This window comes from Catenovulum agarivorans DS-2 (assembly GCF_000568405.1).
In the GTDB taxonomy this organism is placed as follows: Bacteria; Pseudomonadota; Gammaproteobacteria; order Enterobacterales; family Alteromonadaceae; genus Catenovulum; species Catenovulum agarivorans_A.
In genome coordinates this window covers 14,113-32,145 of record NZ_ARZY01000020.1, presented here as the reverse complement: position 1 = coordinate 32,145, position 18,033 = coordinate 14,113, and the positions used below count along the sequence as shown (strand labels likewise).

Genomic DNA, 18,033 nt, shown 5'->3' with positions numbered 1-18,033 from the left:
CCTTAAGCATGATACATACAGTGTCATTTTACCAGTATTGAAGACCAATAAAGAAACTCTAGCCGCAACTAAGTTTATTCATAAAACCTATAAAGTTTAACAACTTAATTGCATTTTCGATAGTAAAAATCACTTTATTGATGCGCTAAGATTTGCTCGGATAACTGCTGTAAACCTTGCGCAACGGTTTCAACCATAGCAGGGTATCCTGCTCTAGGCTGCTCAAGCTCAATTAAAAACACCTGCTGCAAACCTGTATTTAATGAATATTCTCCCTGCAGAGTCACCTGCCCCTGCAAATTAGCATGTAATTTATCAAACTTGAGCTTTAACTGTTTAACATGACTATTGGGTACAATGGCTTTGCGCATAAAATCTTCAATCATATAGTCTAGCGGCTGCGCCCATCTATGGTAATGGGCATAAATGACTTGGGTCTGCCCTTGCACTACAACTACATTCTCTTTCGCCAAATATGGCGCTAATGTCACTTCAACTTGTGGTGGCTGTGGAATACCTGCCGCTGCGGTCTTTAATTGTGATTGTTGCTGGCTATTTATCGGCAAAATATAATGTTGAATGCTAGACTCGGGCGCTGAACTGCAAGCTGTCATTGCCGATAAAACTGCTACGATAGAAAAAAGCTTACGTATCATTGGTTACTTGCTCCTGGAATAGGATCTGACTGTTTTGGTTGGCTAAACAATAGCGAATCTGGTTTACTTTCTAGCGTATCGGCTACTTGTTTTACACTATCAAGCGTTTGGTTCAATTTATATATTGTCTGCTCTACACCTGCCATTGTTCCATCAGACTTGGCTATTCTATCAACAAGTGTCGTCAGTTGATTTAGCAAATTAGATATCCTTTGTGGTAATGCCTGCATCTCGGGGTTTTGCATATACCCATCTGCCGATTGTGAAAGCTGTTGAAATTGTGCCAGTGTAGCTTCAGCTTGTGCTATCAACTGCTGTGCACCCAGCAAAGTCGAATCAATTTGCTCAAAGGTTTTTCCGACTGGAATATTAGCCAGTTTATTGGCAAACACACCGATATCTGACAGCATTGAGTCTAGATCATCATGTGTGGTTGGGATGGTACGATAACCTGAAATTTGTGCTAAAGCTGAATGCTCCACTTCAATATTTGGATAAAAGTCTAGCTGAATGTAACTTTGCCCCGTGACTAAACTGCCTGTTTTTAACGCTGCCTTCAGACCGTTATTTATGTGCTTGTCCAACGCAGTTAACATATCTTGTTGTGCTTGCGGTGTGTCATGCCCCATCAAACGTGCAGGATCAATGCGAATTAACACTGGAACGTGAGGTTTATCCGCCTGTTCAAAACGATTTTTCGCCAAATACGAAAATCCAATATCAACCACAGTGCCGACAGGTACACCACGGTACTCAACAAACTCACCTAAGTTCAACCCTCGAATCGAGCGATTAAACAATAATAAGAACTCAACGCTGTGTTTAAATGGATGTTTCTCCATTGCCAACTGATTTGGATATAACTGAAACTCAGCACCATCATTAATGGCCTCGCCAGGTGCGACACCTTTAGGTAGATCAAACGCAATGCCTCCAGTTAACGTACTTTCAATCGCATCAGAAAAAACTTCAATACCTTGGGCGTTGACAGCAAAACTAATGCCACTGCTATTATAAAATCGACTATTACTGGTCACCATTTGATCATAAGGTGACTCAATAAAAATATTGGTTTTAATCCGGTTGGAATTAAGCACTTCAATTTGAGTGATTTGACCGACTTCGAATCCTTTATGCACGACAGGATCACCAGCATTTAACGCCTTAACACTGTCGCTAATCAAATAAAGGTTAAGTCCTTGCTTATTGGTACGGGTTAATGGTGGGTTATCCAGGCCGATAAAATCAGTTTTGCCTGGGTAGTCTTTACCTGGTTCAAGTTCGATATAAGCACCAGAGAGGATAGTGGTTAAACCAGACACACCCTTAGAGCCAATACGGGGTTTAACCACCCAAAATTTTGAGTCTTGCCGCAGTAAATTTTCTGCTTGTGGTTTGATGCGAGCTGTGACATTCACCGTTGTTAGATCTCGATTAATTTCAACTTGCGTAACAACACCAACATCTACGTTCAAAGTTTTAATTTGTGTTTTGCCTGCTTCAACCCCTTCAGCACTAGCAAATCTAATTTGAATTTCAGTGCCCCGATTCATGTAATGTTGAGTTACAAACCATAAGCTAATAGATAACGCTAAAAACGGAATAAGCCATACAGATGATAATTTTGTTGTTTTAGTTACCAATGGTGCTTGCATATACTTCCTAATCTTGTAAATGGTCCCATATTAACCTTGGATCAAAAGCCTCAGCCGCTAGCATAGTAGCAATAACCACAGACGCAAAGGCTAAACTACCAACAGTTGGTTGAATCGACAGCATGCCACCCAATTGCAGTAGCGCAACCAGTATTGCAACGACAAAAACATCAATCATAGACCAACGCCCAACCCATAAGGTCAGTCGATATAAATGGGTACGAAACCGCAATGTCTCTGTTAAATTTAGTTTAAGAGACAAGCATAACCACAACAAGATTAATATTTTAACTATCGGGATAACAATACTGGCCACAAAAATAATCGACGCAATAAAATAAGACTTTTGCTCCCACAGTTCAAAAATACCTCCGATTATTGTGCTCGCTGATTCACGCCCAAAAGCATAAGTACTCATTACGGGGAAAATGTTTGCTGGGATATAAAAGACGATGGCCGTTACAATCCATGCGAGGGAAATTTGTAATGATTTAGGTTTACGTGGATATATTTTGCCGCCACAACGACTACACACACTCCATGAACTTGGATTGAGTTTATGGCAGTGCAGGCATAAAGTAAGGTTTAAAGCTGCTGCTGTTTTAGTATCTGATGACATTTTATTTTATCCATGTAGCGCCAAAACCTTTGTTTATCCAAATTGGCAAGTGCTGCCGACAAACACAAGCTAAAAGCAATATAAGCCCAAATACCAATACCGAGTTCAATAGTCACCATTGAAGTGAGCTTAGTAACACTAGCGAGCATAGCCACTAGGTACACATCAACCATTGACCATTTTTGCAACGAAAAAACTAAGCGCGCAACCGGGTTTGTGTAGGGCAATATCGTTCGAAAAAAAATCATAGGTAACAGTAAATAGGCTATCATCGCCAATAACACCAGCGGCATTAAAATAACCACAAACAGCACAATGGCGCTAAGCATCCACTCGCCGTGAATAAAAAAAGCGTACGCGGCTTCAAACAACTTCATTTGATTATGAAAGCCGGCCTGCTCGGCAGAAATCATGGGGAAAAAATTAGCGGTTAAAAATAAAATAAAGCATGCAATGGCAAAAGATAGCGTAAATTGCAAGCTATGCTTAGGCCTAGACATTAAGTGGTTACCACAACGTTGGCAATGTGCTTGTTGTGAATGACTAAGAATCGGATACTCCATCAACAAATCACAGTGCTCGCAGGCGATATAGTTTCGCATCAGCTAATTTATGACCTCCGATAGTCAGCTAACAAATGTGCGATTTGCGCGACGGCTTGCTCACCTATTTTAATGGCTTCCGCCGCACGGTTAAACTCTAAAATGCCAATATGAGATACTTTAGGTTGCAATAAGATTTCAGGCGGATCAGCCATCAACCGGCTCCGAGTAATGTGGTTTTGCATAATATCGATAGCGCTGGTTGCAACTGCAACCATTCCAGGAGATTGATTGTTACCAACAGAGATTTTTTTGACCCACTGCTCTAAAAAGCCTTTGCTTTCCCCTAATAAATCTTGAAACTTATTTGGTTGTTGATCATAAGCATTCGCGCTGTCACTGTTTTGGTCTTTTTCAACGGGCGCGTTGTTTCTAACATCAAGCGAAGGATCATGCGCAGGGGTTAAGCGTCCACAATTTAAATCAACAGCAATGACATGGCTTGCACCTAACGCTCGGCAAATAGATACCGGCACAGGATTCACAACCGCCCCGTCGACCATCCAGTGGCCATCAATATACTGTGGCGACAACAAACCAGGTATCGCACATGATGCGCGAATTGCTTGTAATATCGAGCCGCTGGTAAACACATGTTCCCGACCTGTATACAACTCGGTTGCAACCGCAGCATACTCAATCAGGCATTCTTCAATTTTTAATTTACCGATTGTCTCTTCCAAGCGGTTATACAAACGTCCACCGGAAACAATACCGCCCCGCCCCATTCCCCAATCAAGCAAGCGTACAACACTCCATGTGTCCAAAGACACCGCCCATTCTTCAAGCTCAGGTAGCTTATGCGTGGCATAAGCGGCACCAACAAGGGAGCCAATTGAACAACCAGCAATGACATCAGGTTTTACACCTAGATTGTCAAGCGCGCGTAAAATACCGATCAACGCCCACCCTCTTGCTGCTCCACTACCTAGGGCTAAACCTAGTTTGTACGCTGGTTTTTTCTGCATTACTGAATATAAATTTACCCAAAAGTAAATTTATTCTACTCTTTGTAAGAAAAGAAATACATATTTGCAGTGCAGGACAAAAAACTTGATTTATAATCAAATAAACGAGAATATCTAATCATGTTGTTAAGCATGTGTTGCATTACACACTCTCACGGATGTTATTGCGATAATTAAGGGCTGTACGCATAAATTAATTTAAATAATTTTAGTTTTGGATACATAGATGTTTTTTTACGCTGCAAGACAACCCATTTTCGACCAAAATAAACAATTATTCGCTTACGAGCTGTTGTTTAGAGATAGCTTAGAAAATGTCTTCCCGAATATAGACGGAGACCAGGCGACTTCTAAACTCATAGAAGCAAGCCAGTTTAATCTTGGGTTGGAGGACTTTACCGACCAACACCCTGCTTTTATCAATTTTTCTGACGAGCTATTGATTAAAAAATTTCCAAGCTTAATCCCAAAAGAACAGTTGGTTGTGGAAATTCTAGAAACAGCTAGACCAACCAAAAAGTTGCTAAATGCCGTTACCGAATTAAAACAAGAGGGTTATACCATAGCACTAGACGACTATGTACATGACCCAGTTTGGTTGCACTTTTTCCCTTATGTTGACATCATAAAAGTCGACTTTAGAGAATCCACTAGTGAAGAAATTCAGCAAATAGGCAAAATTGCGCGTAAGTTTTCTATCAAACTATTGGCTGAAAAAGTGGAAACCTACGAAGAATTCAATAGTGCGCTTGAATGGGGATTTACCTACTTTCAAGGATACTTTTTCAGCGAGCCTGAAGTTATGCAAAGCCGAGCTCTGGCACCTTCGCAAATGAGCCTTGCTGAGCTGTTATATGAATCGTCTAAAGCCGAAATGGACTTAGCAGCCATCATTAACATTTTCCAACGTGATGTAACCTTGTCTTTTAAACTATTGCGTTATGCCAATTCAGCGATATTTAAAAGGCGCGGCGATATCGAAACCATCAAACAAGCTTTGGTTGTATTAGGCCAAGCCGAATTGAAAAAGTTTTTGGCAGTATTATTTGCCGCACAAATTAACTCAGATAAGCCTGTTGAACTGATTCGATTATCTATGAGCAGAGCACACTTTTGCGAATCTTTAGCAAAAGACCATGGTCAGCTTAAAGACTCTTCAACCGCCTTTTTAACTGGTATGCTGTCAGTGATTGATGCTATTTTGGATGAACCGATCGAAAGCATCATGACTAAACTACCATTAGCGCAAGAAATAAAAACAGCGCTAATTGAGCGTCAAGGTTTATTAGCCAGCTATTTAGATTTAGTTGAGCATTACGAAAAAGCAGACTGGTCTCAAGCAACTGCACTGATACATGAACTGCAGCTTAATTCAGATTTAGTCCCAGACTACTACCACACAGCCATTCAATGGTCGAACGATAGAGCAAGCGAGTTAGCGGCGAGTTAGTCGCTAACATGATTCAGCCTTTAATTAAGTAGCCTAACCAAATTCCAACTCAGAATAGTTAATACAAACTGGATAAACACGGCTTAATACTAAAAGGTATTTTGCCGTATCTAAATACGCTTGAACCATTTCGTCTACTTCTCACCAATTGATAGCCTTACACTACTAAATCAAACCAGCTAGCTTGAACTGTGCATATTTGGCAAGCACAAAATCAAAAAACAAACCGCTAAAAACAAAAAACCCGACTTACGTCGGGTTTTGAATTTGCTAGCTACCTAGATATTAGGTATTGCTACCACCAGTGTTGCCACCGCCAGTACTACCAGTACCACCAGTTCCACCTGGGTTACCACCACCTTCAACAATCGCCTCACGAGCGTCTTGAGCATCGTTTTTAACAGTATCAACTGTCACTGTATCAGGATTTTTAGTAGTAGGTGCTGTTGTGTTTGTTTTTGTTGAGCTCTGAGTAACTTGAGCCTTAACAACAGTTGCAACATTTTTAACGATAGTAACAACTGCATCGTTTACAGCTGAAGGTAGTTGTACAGCACTTTTGATTGTAGTAGCTACTTCTTTGATCTTTTGACCTAGGTTTTCACCTGAAGCTGCTAAACCACCCAATGCCGCATTAACTGAAGCCAATTTTTTACCCGCGTCTGACAAAGCGACAAATTTGGCGTTACCTTGTTTAGCTGTACCAAGCTTCAATTTAGTAAAGTCGACGTCTGCACCGATATCAGACTCTTTTAAGCCTAAAATAGTCGCAACACCTTTTGAAGCTGCTTTAGCTTTAGTTGATAGTTCAGCAGCTGTAGTCGACTCAGTCAATGTCTCATCGGCTTCCATCAACTCAACAGTAATGGTTGATAAAGCACTTGCGTCTACATCAGGCAAAGCAACGCTTGTTTCGCCTTCCGCAGGAACTGGAGCTACAGCAATTGTTTTAAGTTCTGTACCATCCAAAGCGAACGAACAATCTTCATTGCCAGCGTCATCATAAACGTCACAATCCATAGAAGAAGTAGAGTTAGCGATAATACGTACTACAATCACTTTACCAAATGCACTAGTGTTAGTGATATTTAAGGTATACTCACCGTTGGTGTCAGTAACTGTCTCACCAACAAAACCTGTTGCTCCGCGGATATCGTTTACGTCTGCAGTTGAACATGCTGTCTTAGCGATACATGCAAATACATCAGCGCCAATCAAAGCACCCTTAGTTGCTTCACCTTCAACAGTGATAGATTGAGTGACTGGGTCAGTTGGTTCAACAAAAACCGGATCACCATCACCGATAAAGTTACAACCAGTTAAAGTAAAAGAGCCTGCTAGGGCTAGTGAAATTGCAGTGCGCTTTAAAGTTAGTTTCATTTTTCAGCTTCCTTGTATTGAGATCTGAAAGAAAATTGGAATTCAGGTTGATTAAAAAACAGTTGGGTTAAATTTGCAAGTGTCTTTTTTGTGACGGCTTTGCCACTTCACAACTTTAACCGCATTTTACTGTGAATCCCCCAAACTGCAATAGTCTACATCACTCAATCACAAAATTTTGTTTCAATTTGTTAAGTGTGCCCTTACCGATACCCTTAACAGACTTTAATTGTTCAAAACTATCCAGTTTTCCATTTTTTTCAATGTAAGCTATAACCGCTTTTGCTCTAGATTTACCAATACCAGGAACCTTTACCAATTGCTCGTAGCTAACTGTGTTTAAGTTGAGTTTGGCTAGTTTTTTATTCTGCTCTAACGCTTTGACTGCAGTGCTTGCAGAGTGTTCAACGTTAGCAGATAAATTGGGGGCAAAAACGAATGCGGTAGCAAGCGCTACACCTAAGATTGATTTATTCATGATGAATATCCTTAATTTCCTTGTTCCATAGATTGAGCGACAAGCTCGTGACTAGTTTAGACGAGCAACAAAAAGTTAACCATTTGATAAAAACATTTTTTTATACAATTTTGGAATATCAAGCTCATAGTTGTGCATAAATGACAAATAATCGAGCGGTTTGTAGGCTGTCACACCAACTTGATGGTTACATGTATCCGCTTTAAATAAGCCTATTTGCTTTGAATTAGCGTAGTTTGAGCCAATTTTAGCCAGTTGATTATCTAAGCGAACATATTGCTGGATATCTTGAATATGCGGATACCAGTATACATGTTGCTTTAATTGTTGTTCGAGTTGGGCAAACGACTCAAACCTATAATTGTCTTTTATTGCAACTAGGTTATAACCCATAGACCAGATTGCTTGATTAGGCTTGGGCGGTGCACAGCGAACTTTTGCCAATTCGGGCCGCAGCGCATATTCATCTTCAAACCCAAGCCAGTGGCCGACTTCATGTTTAAGTAAATGAATATCGGCAATTTTAGGCAAGTAGATTTGATTTTTATATCGATACGCCTTTGTAACTGACCCTTTAATCACCCAAAAAGATTGGTCTAATTGAGTTAACCTTGCCTCTATGTCGTTTAAGTTATCTAACCACAAGCTGTGTTGAATACAAAAATCACGAGCTAACTCAGTGGCTAATAAACGCTGAGTCAGTTCAATAACGGCTGTAAGTTCCCACGGAGACTGTGCAAGTAAAACAATAGGTTTAGCACATGCTTGATTCGAATGCCGCGGATTGTCAGCCAATTGGGCATAATGCTCAGCTAATTTATCACTTGCGACATAATGCGCTTGATACAACTTATACCAACTAGCAATTGTTTTGTTGGAGTAGCTTGCCAAGATATCTTGCCAACCTGCAATTTTATGCGTAATAGCGTGTTTAACTAACTGTTGCTGCAACAATGAAACGGTCGATTGCTCGGCCTGCCGAGTAGTTTGTGCCAGCTGCAATGCATGCAAGTAGGCTTGATGGGCCAACATGGGCTGGCTTTTATTGCCTGCACCGTTAGCCAAGATTTTAGCCTGCTTCCAAGCATATTGGTAATCTAGCTCAAGTAACTTTTGTTGCCACGACAACTGCCGCGGGTGTGGTTGCTCAACTAAAGTGTTCAACGCAGCAATATTACCTAGGTCAGCTAGCTGTACCTTCAAAGAAAATGGTAACAGCGGTATATAATTTTTAATATTAGGGGCGTGCTGCAGTGACAGCGCAAGGTCGATTTGCCGTTGTGACGACATGGAATTATAAACATCTTTAAGTGTGGCTGAAGTATGTTTAGAAGTCTGAAACTGATTAGCACTTTCCCGCTCAATTTCGGCTAAAAATATATCGGTCAAACGGTTTTGTTGGTAGCTGTTAAAACTCGTCCAAGCCAAGTATACGCAGCTTAGTAACAGCGCAGCCAGTAATAAGGCGTTAAAACGGACTGCACGAAAAACCTTGCCGAGTTGCATAACGATTAAATGTCAGTTGCCTCTGTTGTGTCTGCGCTCAACGTGCTGTTATTGGACAAACGGGCAAGTTCCATTTGTGCGTATCTAAACTCAACAAACTGATATACATGCGTCGATATAGCCGCCTTAAAATAGAATTCGGCTGTTACCTTGTCTCCTAATTGAGCGTAATATTTCGCAATATAAAAATAAGCTTCGCATAATTTTTCGTTGAGCATTTGCTCTGAATCATTGCCTGTTGCAGCCAATTGCAGCAATTGTTCTGGGGTTAATTCTTGGGTATACAATTTAATAAGTGCTTTACCCCAATCGTTTTTTGCCAATAATGCGCTTCTGTTTTTTAAATTTTGTAAGGCAACTGGCTGGCTATCAGGGTTTCGCTGTTCAACAGCTAACTCGGCAAAGTACCACCACATTAATCTGTAAGGGTCGTTGCTGTCTTGCTGATAAAATGATTCAAAATCCTTCAATGCAAGTTGAGGTCGTTCTCCATAATATAAAGCGATTGCCCGATTAAAATAGGCATAGTTATGGTCAGCTTTTAACTCCAACACAGAATCGAACGCTTCATAAGCTCGGCCAAATTCATTCTGCCTTACATAATAAATGCCTAAAATGTTATAAGCTTCAACTAAAGTGGGGTTGTTTTCAATTGCTTGTAACATATCAAAATATGATAAGTGCATTAGGCCAATTTCGTCGTACAATAAGCCACGGCGAAAAAACAGCTCTGCTTTTTGCGCTTCAGACAGGTCTTGCTGATGCAAGAAGTCAGATAAACGCCGAATGGCGATTTGATGCTGTACCGAATCAACATAAGTGTTTGCAATATGCTTGACCTGTGCTGGCTGCTGGGTCGCAGAGCAGCCTAAAAATTGCAGGGGTAACAGTAAAGCCAAAGCGGCCTTGAAAAATATATGCATTAAAGTTTCTTCTTAAATTCAAATCGTTACTCTTGAGTATAAACCGAGTGTGCCAGATTTGAATTTAGATTGAAATATATTTCATTTGACCTTGCCGATACAAGTTGACTATACCGGAATTTCTATGCCCATCTCTCGCATCTTGGCTAATTTATACCTTAAGGTTCGTGGGCTAATTCCCAATTTGTCAGCAACTTTATTGCGTTTACCATGACAGGCAATTAGTGTGTCTAATATAATTTGATGCTCTTGCTCTTTGAGCTCCTTTCCCAATCCACTGGCTTGTGGCTGTGGGTTAGATTTGGCCATCACAGCCGTATCTGTTTCAATCAATATATCGGCTTCGTCAATCACTTGGTGCTGAGATAAAATTAGCGCACGTTGCACAACATTATCTAGCTCGCGCACATTGCCTGGCCAGTCATGCTGTTGTAGTTTGCTCCGTGCGGCCATGCTTAACTTAGGGATCGGCTGCGCACTTTGCTGACAGTGACGTTCAATCAAATGTTCTACAAGGGGTAAAATATCCAGCTTACGTTCAGACAATGGCAACCAAGTTAAAGGAAATACATTTAACCGGTAGTATAGGTCTTCTCTAAAGTGGCCCTGGCCCACTTCAGATTTTAGATCACGGTTGCTAGTTGCAATTACTCTTACATCAAGTTTAATGGTTTTTCGTCCACCTAAACGCTCAACTTCCCGCTCTTGAATCACCCGTAGCAATTTAGCTTGCAGCGCCAAATCCATTTCTGAAATTTCATCCAATAAAATAGTACCGCCCTGTGCTTGTTCAAATTTACCCGGACAAGCTTGCAATGCACCGGTAAAAGCTCCCTTTTCATAGCCAAATAAGGTTGCTTCTAACATGTTTTCTGGAATTGCCGCACAATTTATCGCTACAAATGGCTGTTCTGCCCGTTTAGATTCTTGATGGATATAACGTGCCAAGACTTCTTTACCTGAACCACTCGGTCCTAAAACCATTACCGAAGCTTCTGACTGTGCAACACGTTTAGCAAGATTCAATAATTGGATGCTTTGAGGGTCTCTGACAATTGGCTGACACACTGTATTCTTTTCTGGCAATATGTAGCGACTGACAAGATTAATTAGCACTTCAGGTGAAAATGGTTTAGTCAAATAATCAACCGCGCCATCTTTCATCGCCTCAACAGCCCCTTTAATATTGGCAAAGGCGGTCATTAACAAGACTGGCAATTCCGGCGACTTAGCTTTGATAGATTTAAGCAACGACAGTCCGTCTTGACCTGGCATTTGCACGTCAGAAATCACCATGCTGTAACTATGTTTGTTTAACATTAGCAAAGCTTTTTCTGCACAATCGGCTTGGTCACAGTCAAAACCTGAAATCGCCAAGGTGTCTAAAATGGCTTCGCGTAAATCTGCATCGTCTTCGACTATGAGTATTTTACGATTCATGTCACTCTCCTATCAATTTTGACCGACAGCAACGGCCAATTGCTGGGCACACGGAAACCGCATAACAATGCAGCAGCCAGGTTGCTGGCTATCAATTAAAATTTGTCCTTGATGCTGTTCCACCACTGTTTTAACCACAGCGAGTCCCAAACCTGTCCCCTTAGTTCGAGTGGTAAAAAATGGTTCAAACACATGTGGAATATGCTGTTTTTCAATGCCTGGACCGTTATCAGCAACCACTATTTCAACTTGGTCGTGACTGTTATTAGACATTTTTGCACTAATAGATATTTGTGCACCTGCACCGATAATTTGTACGCTGTTATGAATTAAATTTTGAATTGCACTGGCTAGTGCGACTTTGTTACCAAAAATATGAATGTCTGGATCGGGTAATTGTAAATCTAGCTCTGCGCCATTTTGTGCAACCATAGCTTCAGAACCGGCGTGAACCTCAGATAATAATTGACCCAGTGAAACAGCTTCTGCAACTTGTTGATGTCCACTTTTAGCAAACAACAGCATGTCGTTAATTTGGCTTTCGAGATCTTTTAGCCTGCCCATTAACTTTTGTTGAAATGTCTGTTTAGCCGCTTGTACCAGCGAAGGATTGGCTAAATTGGCCGCATATAACATTGCAGCAGACAGGGGGGTTCTGATTTGATGAGCTAAACTTGCAACCATGCGTCCGAGCGAGCTCAGTTGCTTCATCTGGCTAACGCGCGCTTGTAATAAACGAGTTTGCGTCATATCTGTCAGTAAAATTAGTTGCCCAGACTCACTAGATAAGGCATTAGTTTCAAGCCGAACTCGCCGTCCATCTTGCAATGATACTTCGTGGCCATCATCAGCTTGAGGGTTGAACGCTCTAGCAATGACAGTTAACCACTTTTGTCCATCGAGTGGCTCACCGAGTAAATCGATCGCTATTTGATTGCTGCGCTCCACATTCCCCTGTGCGTTTAAAATCACCACGCCCGCTGGGATCACATCAATCAAATGGACAAATTGGTCTGCCTGACTACGCAAAGCGGCTAACTCGCCAGCATAAGCTTCTCGGGCTAGATGTTGGTGTTCTGTTGCAGCAGTGGCCATTGTTTACTCCGCGTCAAAAACTTGCTAAATGATATACAGGTTTTAGACAGCAAAGATAATGCCAACTTATTTTTACTTATTTATCAGTGTATTAGAAAGGAAAGGCGGCGACGTAAAATTGTCACCGCCGTGTATGTTTTTGCAATGATTATTGATTCAACCCATATTTACGCATTTTTTCAACCAAGGTAGTTCGTCGCATACCCAGCATTTCTGCAGCTCTTGCAACTACACCATCATGGTGACCAAGCGCTTGGTTGATTAAGCTCACCTCTAATTCGGCAAGGTATTCTTTCAGGTTTATACCTTCTTCAGGCAACATATCAAGGACACTGGCTACTGGCTCTTCTTCAACCTCTTCTTCATCATCAAATGCAAACAAGTCGTTTAATGCTTCACGCTCTTGTATTGCTTCCGGATACTCAGGTTCAAATTCAACCACTTCAATATGTTGATATTTAACGGGCAGATCACTGACATCAACAACTTGATTTGGATAAAGTATCGTTAACCTTTCGAGTAAATTTGCCAGTTCGCGGACATTACCAGCCCATTTATGCTCCATTAAGCTTTGCATCGCGTTATCGGTGAGCTTAACACTATCTTCTTCACGCTCTGCTAGTCGATCGATTAACGCTTGCGCCAATTGGGGTACATCTTCGCGGCGTTCACGCAGCGAAGGGGTATCAATGGGGAACACGTTTAGTCGATAGAACAAATCTTCACGAAATTTTCCTTGTTCAACTAAGTCTTCAAGGTTTCTGTGGGTAGCTGCAATAACCCGCACATCTGCTTTAACTTGAGTTGCTGACCCAACACGTTCGAATAACCTTTCTTGCAACACTCGTAGCAGCTTAACTTGCATCGGTAGTGGCATATCGCCAATTTCATCTAAAAATAACGTACCACCTTGCGCCAGTTCAAAGCGCCCTTTTCGACTACTGATAGCACCAGTAAAAGCGCCCTTTTCATGGCCGAACAATTCGCTTTCTAATAACTCTGCAGGTATTGCCCCACAGTTAACGGGAACAAATGGGCCTTTCGCGCGTTTTGATAATTTGTGAATTGATTGAGCAACCACTTCTTTACCTGTACCGGATTCGCCGAGTACAAGCACATTTGCATCGGTTGGTGCTACCTGTTCAATCAATTTGCGAACCGTTTGCATTTCAGCACTTTTGCCAACTAGAGTATGGAGCAAATCTTTGCTGCTTTGCACCGCTTTACCTGGCTTATTACGCAAATAGGCTTCACAATGATGCAGGGCTTGGGTTAACTGAGAATAATTAATACTGCCGTTAATAGCAGCAACCACGTTGGCAAACGCGGTTAATTCAGAATATCTATCCTGAACAATAAATGGCAGCTCAGGTGCCCCGTTTATTAGCTTTTCACTGACACTAATATCACCAGCAGCTGTCCCTAACAATACGGCTTTCCATTGCTGATGGTCCTGTAAACTTTGCTGGGCTTGTTCTGGTGGCACACAATCAAAATCTTCATCGATAAACTGGAGGATGGTTTTTAACTGTGCTTGTTCTGCAGATGCGCTATCAATTAATAAAATTCGTTTGGTAGATGCCATGCACGTCAATTTATTGTTATAGGTTTGCTTCGATAATTGGATTATTGACGATATTTACAAATTAATCCAGTTTTAACTGACAAACGTCAAAATTTTGATGTGCTTTAGGCGGGCTGATATCCTTTAGCGAAATTTGCTTCACCCCAAAAACAAAAAAACCACTCGCCCATCAATTAGGGAGTGGTTCTCAATTTAGCTGCTCAACTCACCCTAATAAGGGTTAACATATTAAGCTAATAATTCTTTTAACTGAGCACTTACCGCTTCAACAGCTTGAGTACCATCTAATTTGTGGTACTTAGTTTTACCTTCGCCAGCTAATTTTTGGTAATACGCCACCAAAGGCTCAGTTTGTTCATGATAAATATCTAAACGCTTTTTAACGGTTTCAGCTTCGTCATCTGCACGAATAACTAGATCTTCGCCAGTGTCGTCGTCTTTACCTTCCACTTTAGGTGGATTGTACACAACATGGTAAACACGGCCCGATGCCATATGTACACGGCGGCCACTCATACGCTCAACAATCACTTCATCTGGCACATCAAACTCCAAAACAAAATCTATGTCGATGTTGCTTTCAACCATAGCATCCGCTTGTGGAATGGTGCGTGGGAAACCATCTAGTAAGAAGCCTTTGGCGCAATCGTCTTGAGCAATGCGCTCTTTTACCAAACCAATAATAATTTCATCAGAAACTAATTGGCCTGCATCGATTACTTTTTTCGCTTCTAAACCTAAAGGCGTGCCCGCTTTAATCGCGGCTCTTAACATGTCGCCAGTGGAGATTTGCGGAATACCAAACTCTTGCATTAAGAACTGAGCTTGAGTCCCTTTACCGGCGCCTGGTGCACCTAATAAGATAATTCGCATAATATCCTCAATCTTAAAAATAAACTGCCGCGAACAATACAACGATGTCCTCAATTATACAAGTTTAAAAGCAAAAAACGGGTGCTGAACACCCGTTTTTATAAGCTTTGTGGCTATAAATTGTCAGCTACAGACAATTTAACGGCCATTGCTATACACTCGCTACTGTCAATTAACCGCCTAATTGCAACAATAGTTTGTTTAGCTTACTGACATATTCTGCAGGATTTTTTAACGAGCCGCGCTCAGCCAGTGTCGCTTGGTCTAATAACACTTCCAACCACTCTTTAAATAACGCTTCGTCTGCTTCGTCTGCTACACGTTTGACTAATGCATGCTCTGGGTTAACCTCAAAAATATACTTAGTTTCTGGTACAGCTTGGCCTGCTGCCTCAAGTAACTTAGCCATTTGAGTATTCATATCGTGCTCGTCAGTTGTAATCACCGCTGGAGATTCAGTTAAACGATGTGATACTTTAACGTCTTTAACTTTGTCACCTAATGCAGTTTTCGCACGCTCAATAAAGCTTTCAAATGCTTTTTCGGTTTCTTCATGTGCTTTTTTAGTCTCTTCATCGTCTAACTCAGACAAGTCGATATTTGCTTTAGCAACATGTTGGAACTGTTTTTCGTTATATTCAGTTAGGTGCGACATCATCCATTCGTCTACACGCTCTGCCATCAACAATACTTCAATACCTTTTTTACGGAAAGCTTCTAAATGCGGGCTCGATTTAGCGGCTTCAAATGTATCAGCTGTAATGTAGTAAATTTTATCTTGGCCTTCTTTCATACGCCCAATGTAGTCGTCTAACGATACATTTTGCTCTGCGCTGTCGGTATGAGTTGAAGAGAAACGGAACAACTTAGCAATTTTGTCTTTGTTGGCAAAATCTTCTGCTGGACCTTCTTTAAGCACGTTACCAAATTCTTTCCAGAATGCTGCGTATTCTTCAGGGCTGTTTTCGCCCATGCGCGTCAACATTTGTAATACGCGTTTTACGTTGCCTGAGCGAATAGACTGTGTGATTTTGTTGTCTTGCAAAATTTCGCGCGATACGTTTAATGGTAAGTCGTTTGAATCAACTAAACCTTTGACAAAACGTAAGTAAGTTGGCATAAACTTCTCGGCGTCATCCATAATGAATACGCGTTGAACATATAGTTTGATCCCACTTTTAACTTCACGATTCCATAAATCAAACGGCGCACGTTTTGGAATGTATAACAAGCTAGTGTATTCAGTTTTACCTTCAACTTTATTGTGTACCCACTTAACTGGCTCTTCAAAGTCGTGCGCAATTGACTTGTAAAACTCTTCGTACTCTTCGTCAGAAATATCTGACTTGTCGCGAGTCCACAAAGCTGTACCTTTGTTTATTGCTTCCCATTGACCTTCAGTTGCTGGGATTTTTTCCCCTTCAGGACCTTCTGATTCTGGGGTACCTTCTTTCCACATTTCAACTGGAATACCAATATGATCAGAATAACGGGTAATGATTGAACGCACTTTCCAATCATCTAAAAACTCTTTTTCTTCTTCTTTCAAATGAAGAATAACATCGGTACCACGACCAGCCTTTTCGATATCACCAATGGTGAATTCACCATCCCCTTTTGAATACCATTCAACACCACGGTCTGCATCTTCACCAGCTGCACGTGTTTTAACTGTAACCGCATCAGCGACAATAAACGCAGAGTAGAAACCAACACCAAATTGACCAATTAACTTAGAGTCTTTGGCTTGATCACCAGTTAGATTGCTGAAAAATTCTTTTGTACCTGATTTAGCGATTGTACCTAAATGCTCGATAACTTGGTCACGTGTCATCCCAATACCATTGTCTGAAATGGTAATAGTATTGGCCTCTTTATCTACGCTAACACGAACCTTTAGATCTCCATCGTTTTCAAAAAGTGCATTGTCTGAGAGCGCTTGAAATCTAAGTTTATCTGCAGCATCTGACGCGTTAGATACTAATTCACGAAGAAAAATCTCTTTGTTTGAGTACAAAGAGTGGATCATTAATTGTAATAGTTGTTTGACCTCGGTTTGGAAGCCATGCGTTTCTTTATGGGCAACTTCGCTCATTGAATACATCTCCTGCTCTATAGCAATAAATAACTATTTTATTTAGATTGCTTTTATAAATGGGGATGCACATTTGCTTTTCAAGCAAAAATTCAGCAGAAATTTACAGTTGTTTGCGGCCGCTAAACGCATGGCCCAAAGTTCGGCTATCTAATGCGGATAATTCACCGCCGGCTGGAAGCCCCTGAGCTAGGCGAGTGACAGTAATATTGTATTGTTTGGCCATTTCGGATAAGTAGAATGCGGTCGCCTCACCTTCAACGCTTGGGGAGGTGGCTAAAATCAACTCATTAATACCGTGTTGCAGTTGGGATTGTAATTTGTCTAAACCCAATTCTTCTGGGCCTATGCCGTCAATTGGCGATAACAATCCTTTTAATACAAAATAGCGACCGTGGTAATGGCCGGTTTGTTCTATCGACAATACATCTTGTGGCTGCGCCACTACACATATTTGGCCGTTTGCGCTGCGTGTTTGATCTGTGCAAATATCACATTGTGCAGACTGCGTATAATTTTGACAGGTTTGACAGCTTTGAATGGTTTGCTGCGCTTGTTTGATAGACTGAGCAAGTTGGCTTGCACCATGGTTATCTTCTAATAGTGTAAATGCCATTCGTTGGGCCGACTTTGGCCCAACACCTGGTAACACTCTCAAAGCATCAATAAGTTGTTGTAACGATGGTGCAAACTTCATACTAGACTCTT

Annotated in this window: 16 protein-coding genes; 1 reads left to right on the top strand and 15 read right to left on the bottom strand. The window is 41.2% G+C overall.

Annotation, left to right across the window (positions count from 1 at the left end; all coding sequences use genetic code 11):
• Window positions 1-134: 134 nt before the first annotated feature.
• Genes DS2_RS11205 through rssA form a run of 5 tightly spaced genes read right to left on the bottom strand, consistent with a single transcriptional unit; the run spans window position 135 to window position 4,500 of the window.
• A complete protein-coding gene (locus DS2_RS11205; RefSeq protein ID WP_035014879.1) occupies window positions 135-656 on the bottom strand; it encodes a PqiC family protein in 522 nt (173 codons plus the stop codon).
• Window positions 653-2,311, bottom strand: coding sequence for an intermembrane transport protein PqiB (gene pqiB / locus DS2_RS11200; protein ID WP_035014878.1), 1,659 nt, complete (start codon window positions 2,309-2,311; stop codon window positions 653-655). The genes DS2_RS11205 and pqiB overlap by 4 nt, the downstream gene beginning before the upstream one ends.
• A gap of 7 nt (window positions 2,312-2,318) precedes the next feature.
• Complete coding sequence (locus DS2_RS11195; RefSeq protein ID WP_035014877.1) at window positions 2,319-2,930, bottom strand: paraquat-inducible protein A; 612 nt, start codon at window positions 2,928-2,930, stop codon at window positions 2,319-2,321.
• Window positions 2,897-3,532, bottom strand: a complete 636-nt coding sequence (locus tag DS2_RS11190) for a paraquat-inducible protein A (protein WP_081754259.1) — start codon at window positions 3,530-3,532, stop codon at window positions 2,897-2,899. The genes DS2_RS11195 and DS2_RS11190 overlap by 34 nt, the downstream gene beginning before the upstream one ends.
• 8 nt (window positions 3,533-3,540) lie before the next feature.
• On the bottom strand, window positions 3,541-4,500 hold the full coding sequence (gene rssA, locus DS2_RS11185) for a patatin-like phospholipase RssA (RefSeq protein ID WP_035014874.1): 960 nt from the start codon (window positions 4,498-4,500) through the stop codon (window positions 3,541-3,543).
• Window positions 4,501-4,726: 226 nt separating this feature from the next.
• Here rssA and DS2_RS11180 point away from each other — a divergent pair, with 226 nt between their 5' ends.
• Window positions 4,727-5,950, top strand: a complete 1,224-nt coding sequence (locus DS2_RS11180; RefSeq protein ID WP_035014873.1) for an EAL and HDOD domain-containing protein — start codon at window positions 4,727-4,729, stop codon at window positions 5,948-5,950.
• A gap of 285 nt (window positions 5,951-6,235) precedes the next feature.
• On the opposite strand, the gene DS2_RS11175 is transcribed toward DS2_RS11180, so the two are convergent.
• From DS2_RS11175 to recR, 10 genes are all read right to left on the bottom strand, one after another.
• A complete protein-coding gene (locus DS2_RS11175) occupies window positions 6,236-7,330 on the bottom strand; it encodes a hypothetical protein (RefSeq protein WP_035014872.1) in 1,095 nt (364 codons plus the stop codon).
• Window positions 7,331-7,490: 160 nt separating this feature from the next.
• Window positions 7,491-7,808 carry a ComEA family DNA-binding protein gene (locus tag DS2_RS20285; protein ID WP_035014871.1) on the bottom strand — a complete coding sequence of 106 codons (318 nt, stop codon included), beginning with the start codon at window positions 7,806-7,808 and terminating at the stop codon, window positions 7,491-7,493.
• 75 nt (window positions 7,809-7,883) lie between these two features.
• Window positions 7,884-9,314, bottom strand: coding sequence for a hypothetical protein (locus tag DS2_RS11165; RefSeq protein WP_035014870.1), 1,431 nt, complete (start codon window positions 9,312-9,314; stop codon window positions 7,884-7,886).
• Window positions 9,315-9,319: 5 nt separating this feature from the next.
• Window positions 9,320-10,237: a lipoprotein NlpI gene (gene nlpI / locus DS2_RS11160; protein WP_035014869.1), complete on the bottom strand. Its 918-nt coding sequence runs from the start codon at window positions 10,235-10,237 to the stop codon at window positions 9,320-9,322.
• A 108-nt stretch (window positions 10,238-10,345) separates the two neighbouring features.
• Window positions 10,346-11,677, bottom strand: a complete 1,332-nt coding sequence (locus tag DS2_RS11155) for a sigma-54-dependent transcriptional regulator (protein ID WP_035014868.1) — start codon at window positions 11,675-11,677, stop codon at window positions 10,346-10,348.
• Window positions 11,678-11,689: 12 nt separating this feature from the next.
• Complete coding sequence (locus DS2_RS11150) at window positions 11,690-12,772, bottom strand: sensor histidine kinase (protein ID WP_035014867.1); 1,083 nt, start codon at window positions 12,770-12,772, stop codon at window positions 11,690-11,692.
• A gap of 148 nt (window positions 12,773-12,920) precedes the next feature.
• The gene (locus DS2_RS11145) at window positions 12,921-14,357 is read right to left on the bottom strand and encodes a sigma-54 dependent transcriptional regulator (protein WP_051479812.1); all 1,437 of its coding nucleotides are present in this window, start codon (window positions 14,355-14,357) and stop codon (window positions 12,921-12,923) included.
• Between the two features lie 228 nt (window positions 14,358-14,585).
• Complete coding sequence (gene adk / locus DS2_RS11140) at window positions 14,586-15,230, bottom strand: adenylate kinase (RefSeq protein ID WP_035014866.1); 645 nt, start codon at window positions 15,228-15,230, stop codon at window positions 14,586-14,588.
• 172 nt (window positions 15,231-15,402) lie between these two features.
• Window positions 15,403-17,325: a molecular chaperone HtpG gene (htpG, locus tag DS2_RS11135; protein ID WP_035014865.1), complete on the bottom strand. Its 1,923-nt coding sequence runs from the start codon at window positions 17,323-17,325 to the stop codon at window positions 15,403-15,405.
• 103 nt (window positions 17,326-17,428) lie between these two features.
• Window positions 17,429-18,022 (bottom strand): recombination mediator RecR, encoded by a 594-nt coding sequence (gene recR, locus DS2_RS11130; protein ID WP_035014864.1) that lies wholly within the window; start codon window positions 18,020-18,022, stop codon window positions 17,429-17,431.
• Between the last annotated feature and the right edge of the window lie 11 nt (window positions 18,023-18,033).

What these genes read in the sequence shown, in the direction of transcription:
- recR (WP_035014864.1), bottom strand. Translation starts at nt 18,022, where the DNA reads ATGAAGTTTGCACCATCGTTACAACAACTTATTGATGCTTTGAGAGTG.
- DS2_RS11175 (WP_035014872.1), bottom strand. Translation starts at nt 7,330, where the DNA reads ATGAAACTAACTTTAAAGCGCACTGCAATTTCACTAGCCCTAGCAGGC.
- DS2_RS11155 (WP_035014868.1), bottom strand. Translation starts at nt 11,677, where the DNA reads ATGAATCGTAAAATACTCATAGTCGAAGACGATGCAGATTTACGCGAA.
- pqiB (WP_035014878.1), bottom strand. Translation starts at nt 2,311, where the DNA reads ATGCAAGCACCATTGGTAACTAAAACAACAAAATTATCATCTGTATGG.
- DS2_RS11180 (WP_035014873.1), top strand. Translation starts at nt 4,727, where the DNA reads ATGTTTTTTTACGCTGCAAGACAACCCATTTTCGACCAAAATAAACAA.
- htpG (WP_035014865.1), bottom strand. Translation starts at nt 17,325, where the DNA reads ATGAGCGAAGTTGCCCATAAAGAAACGCATGGCTTCCAAACCGAGGTC.
- DS2_RS11195 (WP_035014877.1), bottom strand. Translation starts at nt 2,930, where the DNA reads ATGTCATCAGATACTAAAACAGCAGCAGCTTTAAACCTTACTTTATGC.
- DS2_RS20285 (WP_035014871.1), bottom strand. Translation starts at nt 7,808, where the DNA reads ATGAATAAATCAATCTTAGGTGTAGCGCTTGCTACCGCATTCGTTTTT.
- rssA (WP_035014874.1), bottom strand. Translation starts at nt 4,500, where the DNA reads ATGCAGAAAAAACCAGCGTACAAACTAGGTTTAGCCCTAGGTAGTGGA.
- adk (WP_035014866.1), bottom strand. Translation starts at nt 15,230, where the DNA reads ATGCGAATTATCTTATTAGGTGCACCAGGCGCCGGTAAAGGGACTCAA.
- DS2_RS11205 (WP_035014879.1), bottom strand. Translation starts at nt 656, where the DNA reads ATGATACGTAAGCTTTTTTCTATCGTAGCAGTTTTATCGGCAATGACA.
- DS2_RS11190 (WP_081754259.1), bottom strand. Translation starts at nt 3,532, where the DNA reads ATGCGAAACTATATCGCCTGCGAGCACTGTGATTTGTTGATGGAGTAT.
- DS2_RS11165 (WP_035014870.1), bottom strand. Translation starts at nt 9,314, where the DNA reads ATGCAACTCGGCAAGGTTTTTCGTGCAGTCCGTTTTAACGCCTTATTA.
- nlpI (WP_035014869.1), bottom strand. Translation starts at nt 10,237, where the DNA reads ATGCATATATTTTTCAAGGCCGCTTTGGCTTTACTGTTACCCCTGCAA.
- DS2_RS11145 (WP_051479812.1), bottom strand. Translation starts at nt 14,357, where the DNA reads ATGGCATCTACCAAACGAATTTTATTAATTGATAGCGCATCTGCAGAA.
- DS2_RS11150 (WP_035014867.1), bottom strand. Translation starts at nt 12,772, where the DNA reads ATGGCCACTGCTGCAACAGAACACCAACATCTAGCCCGAGAAGCTTAT.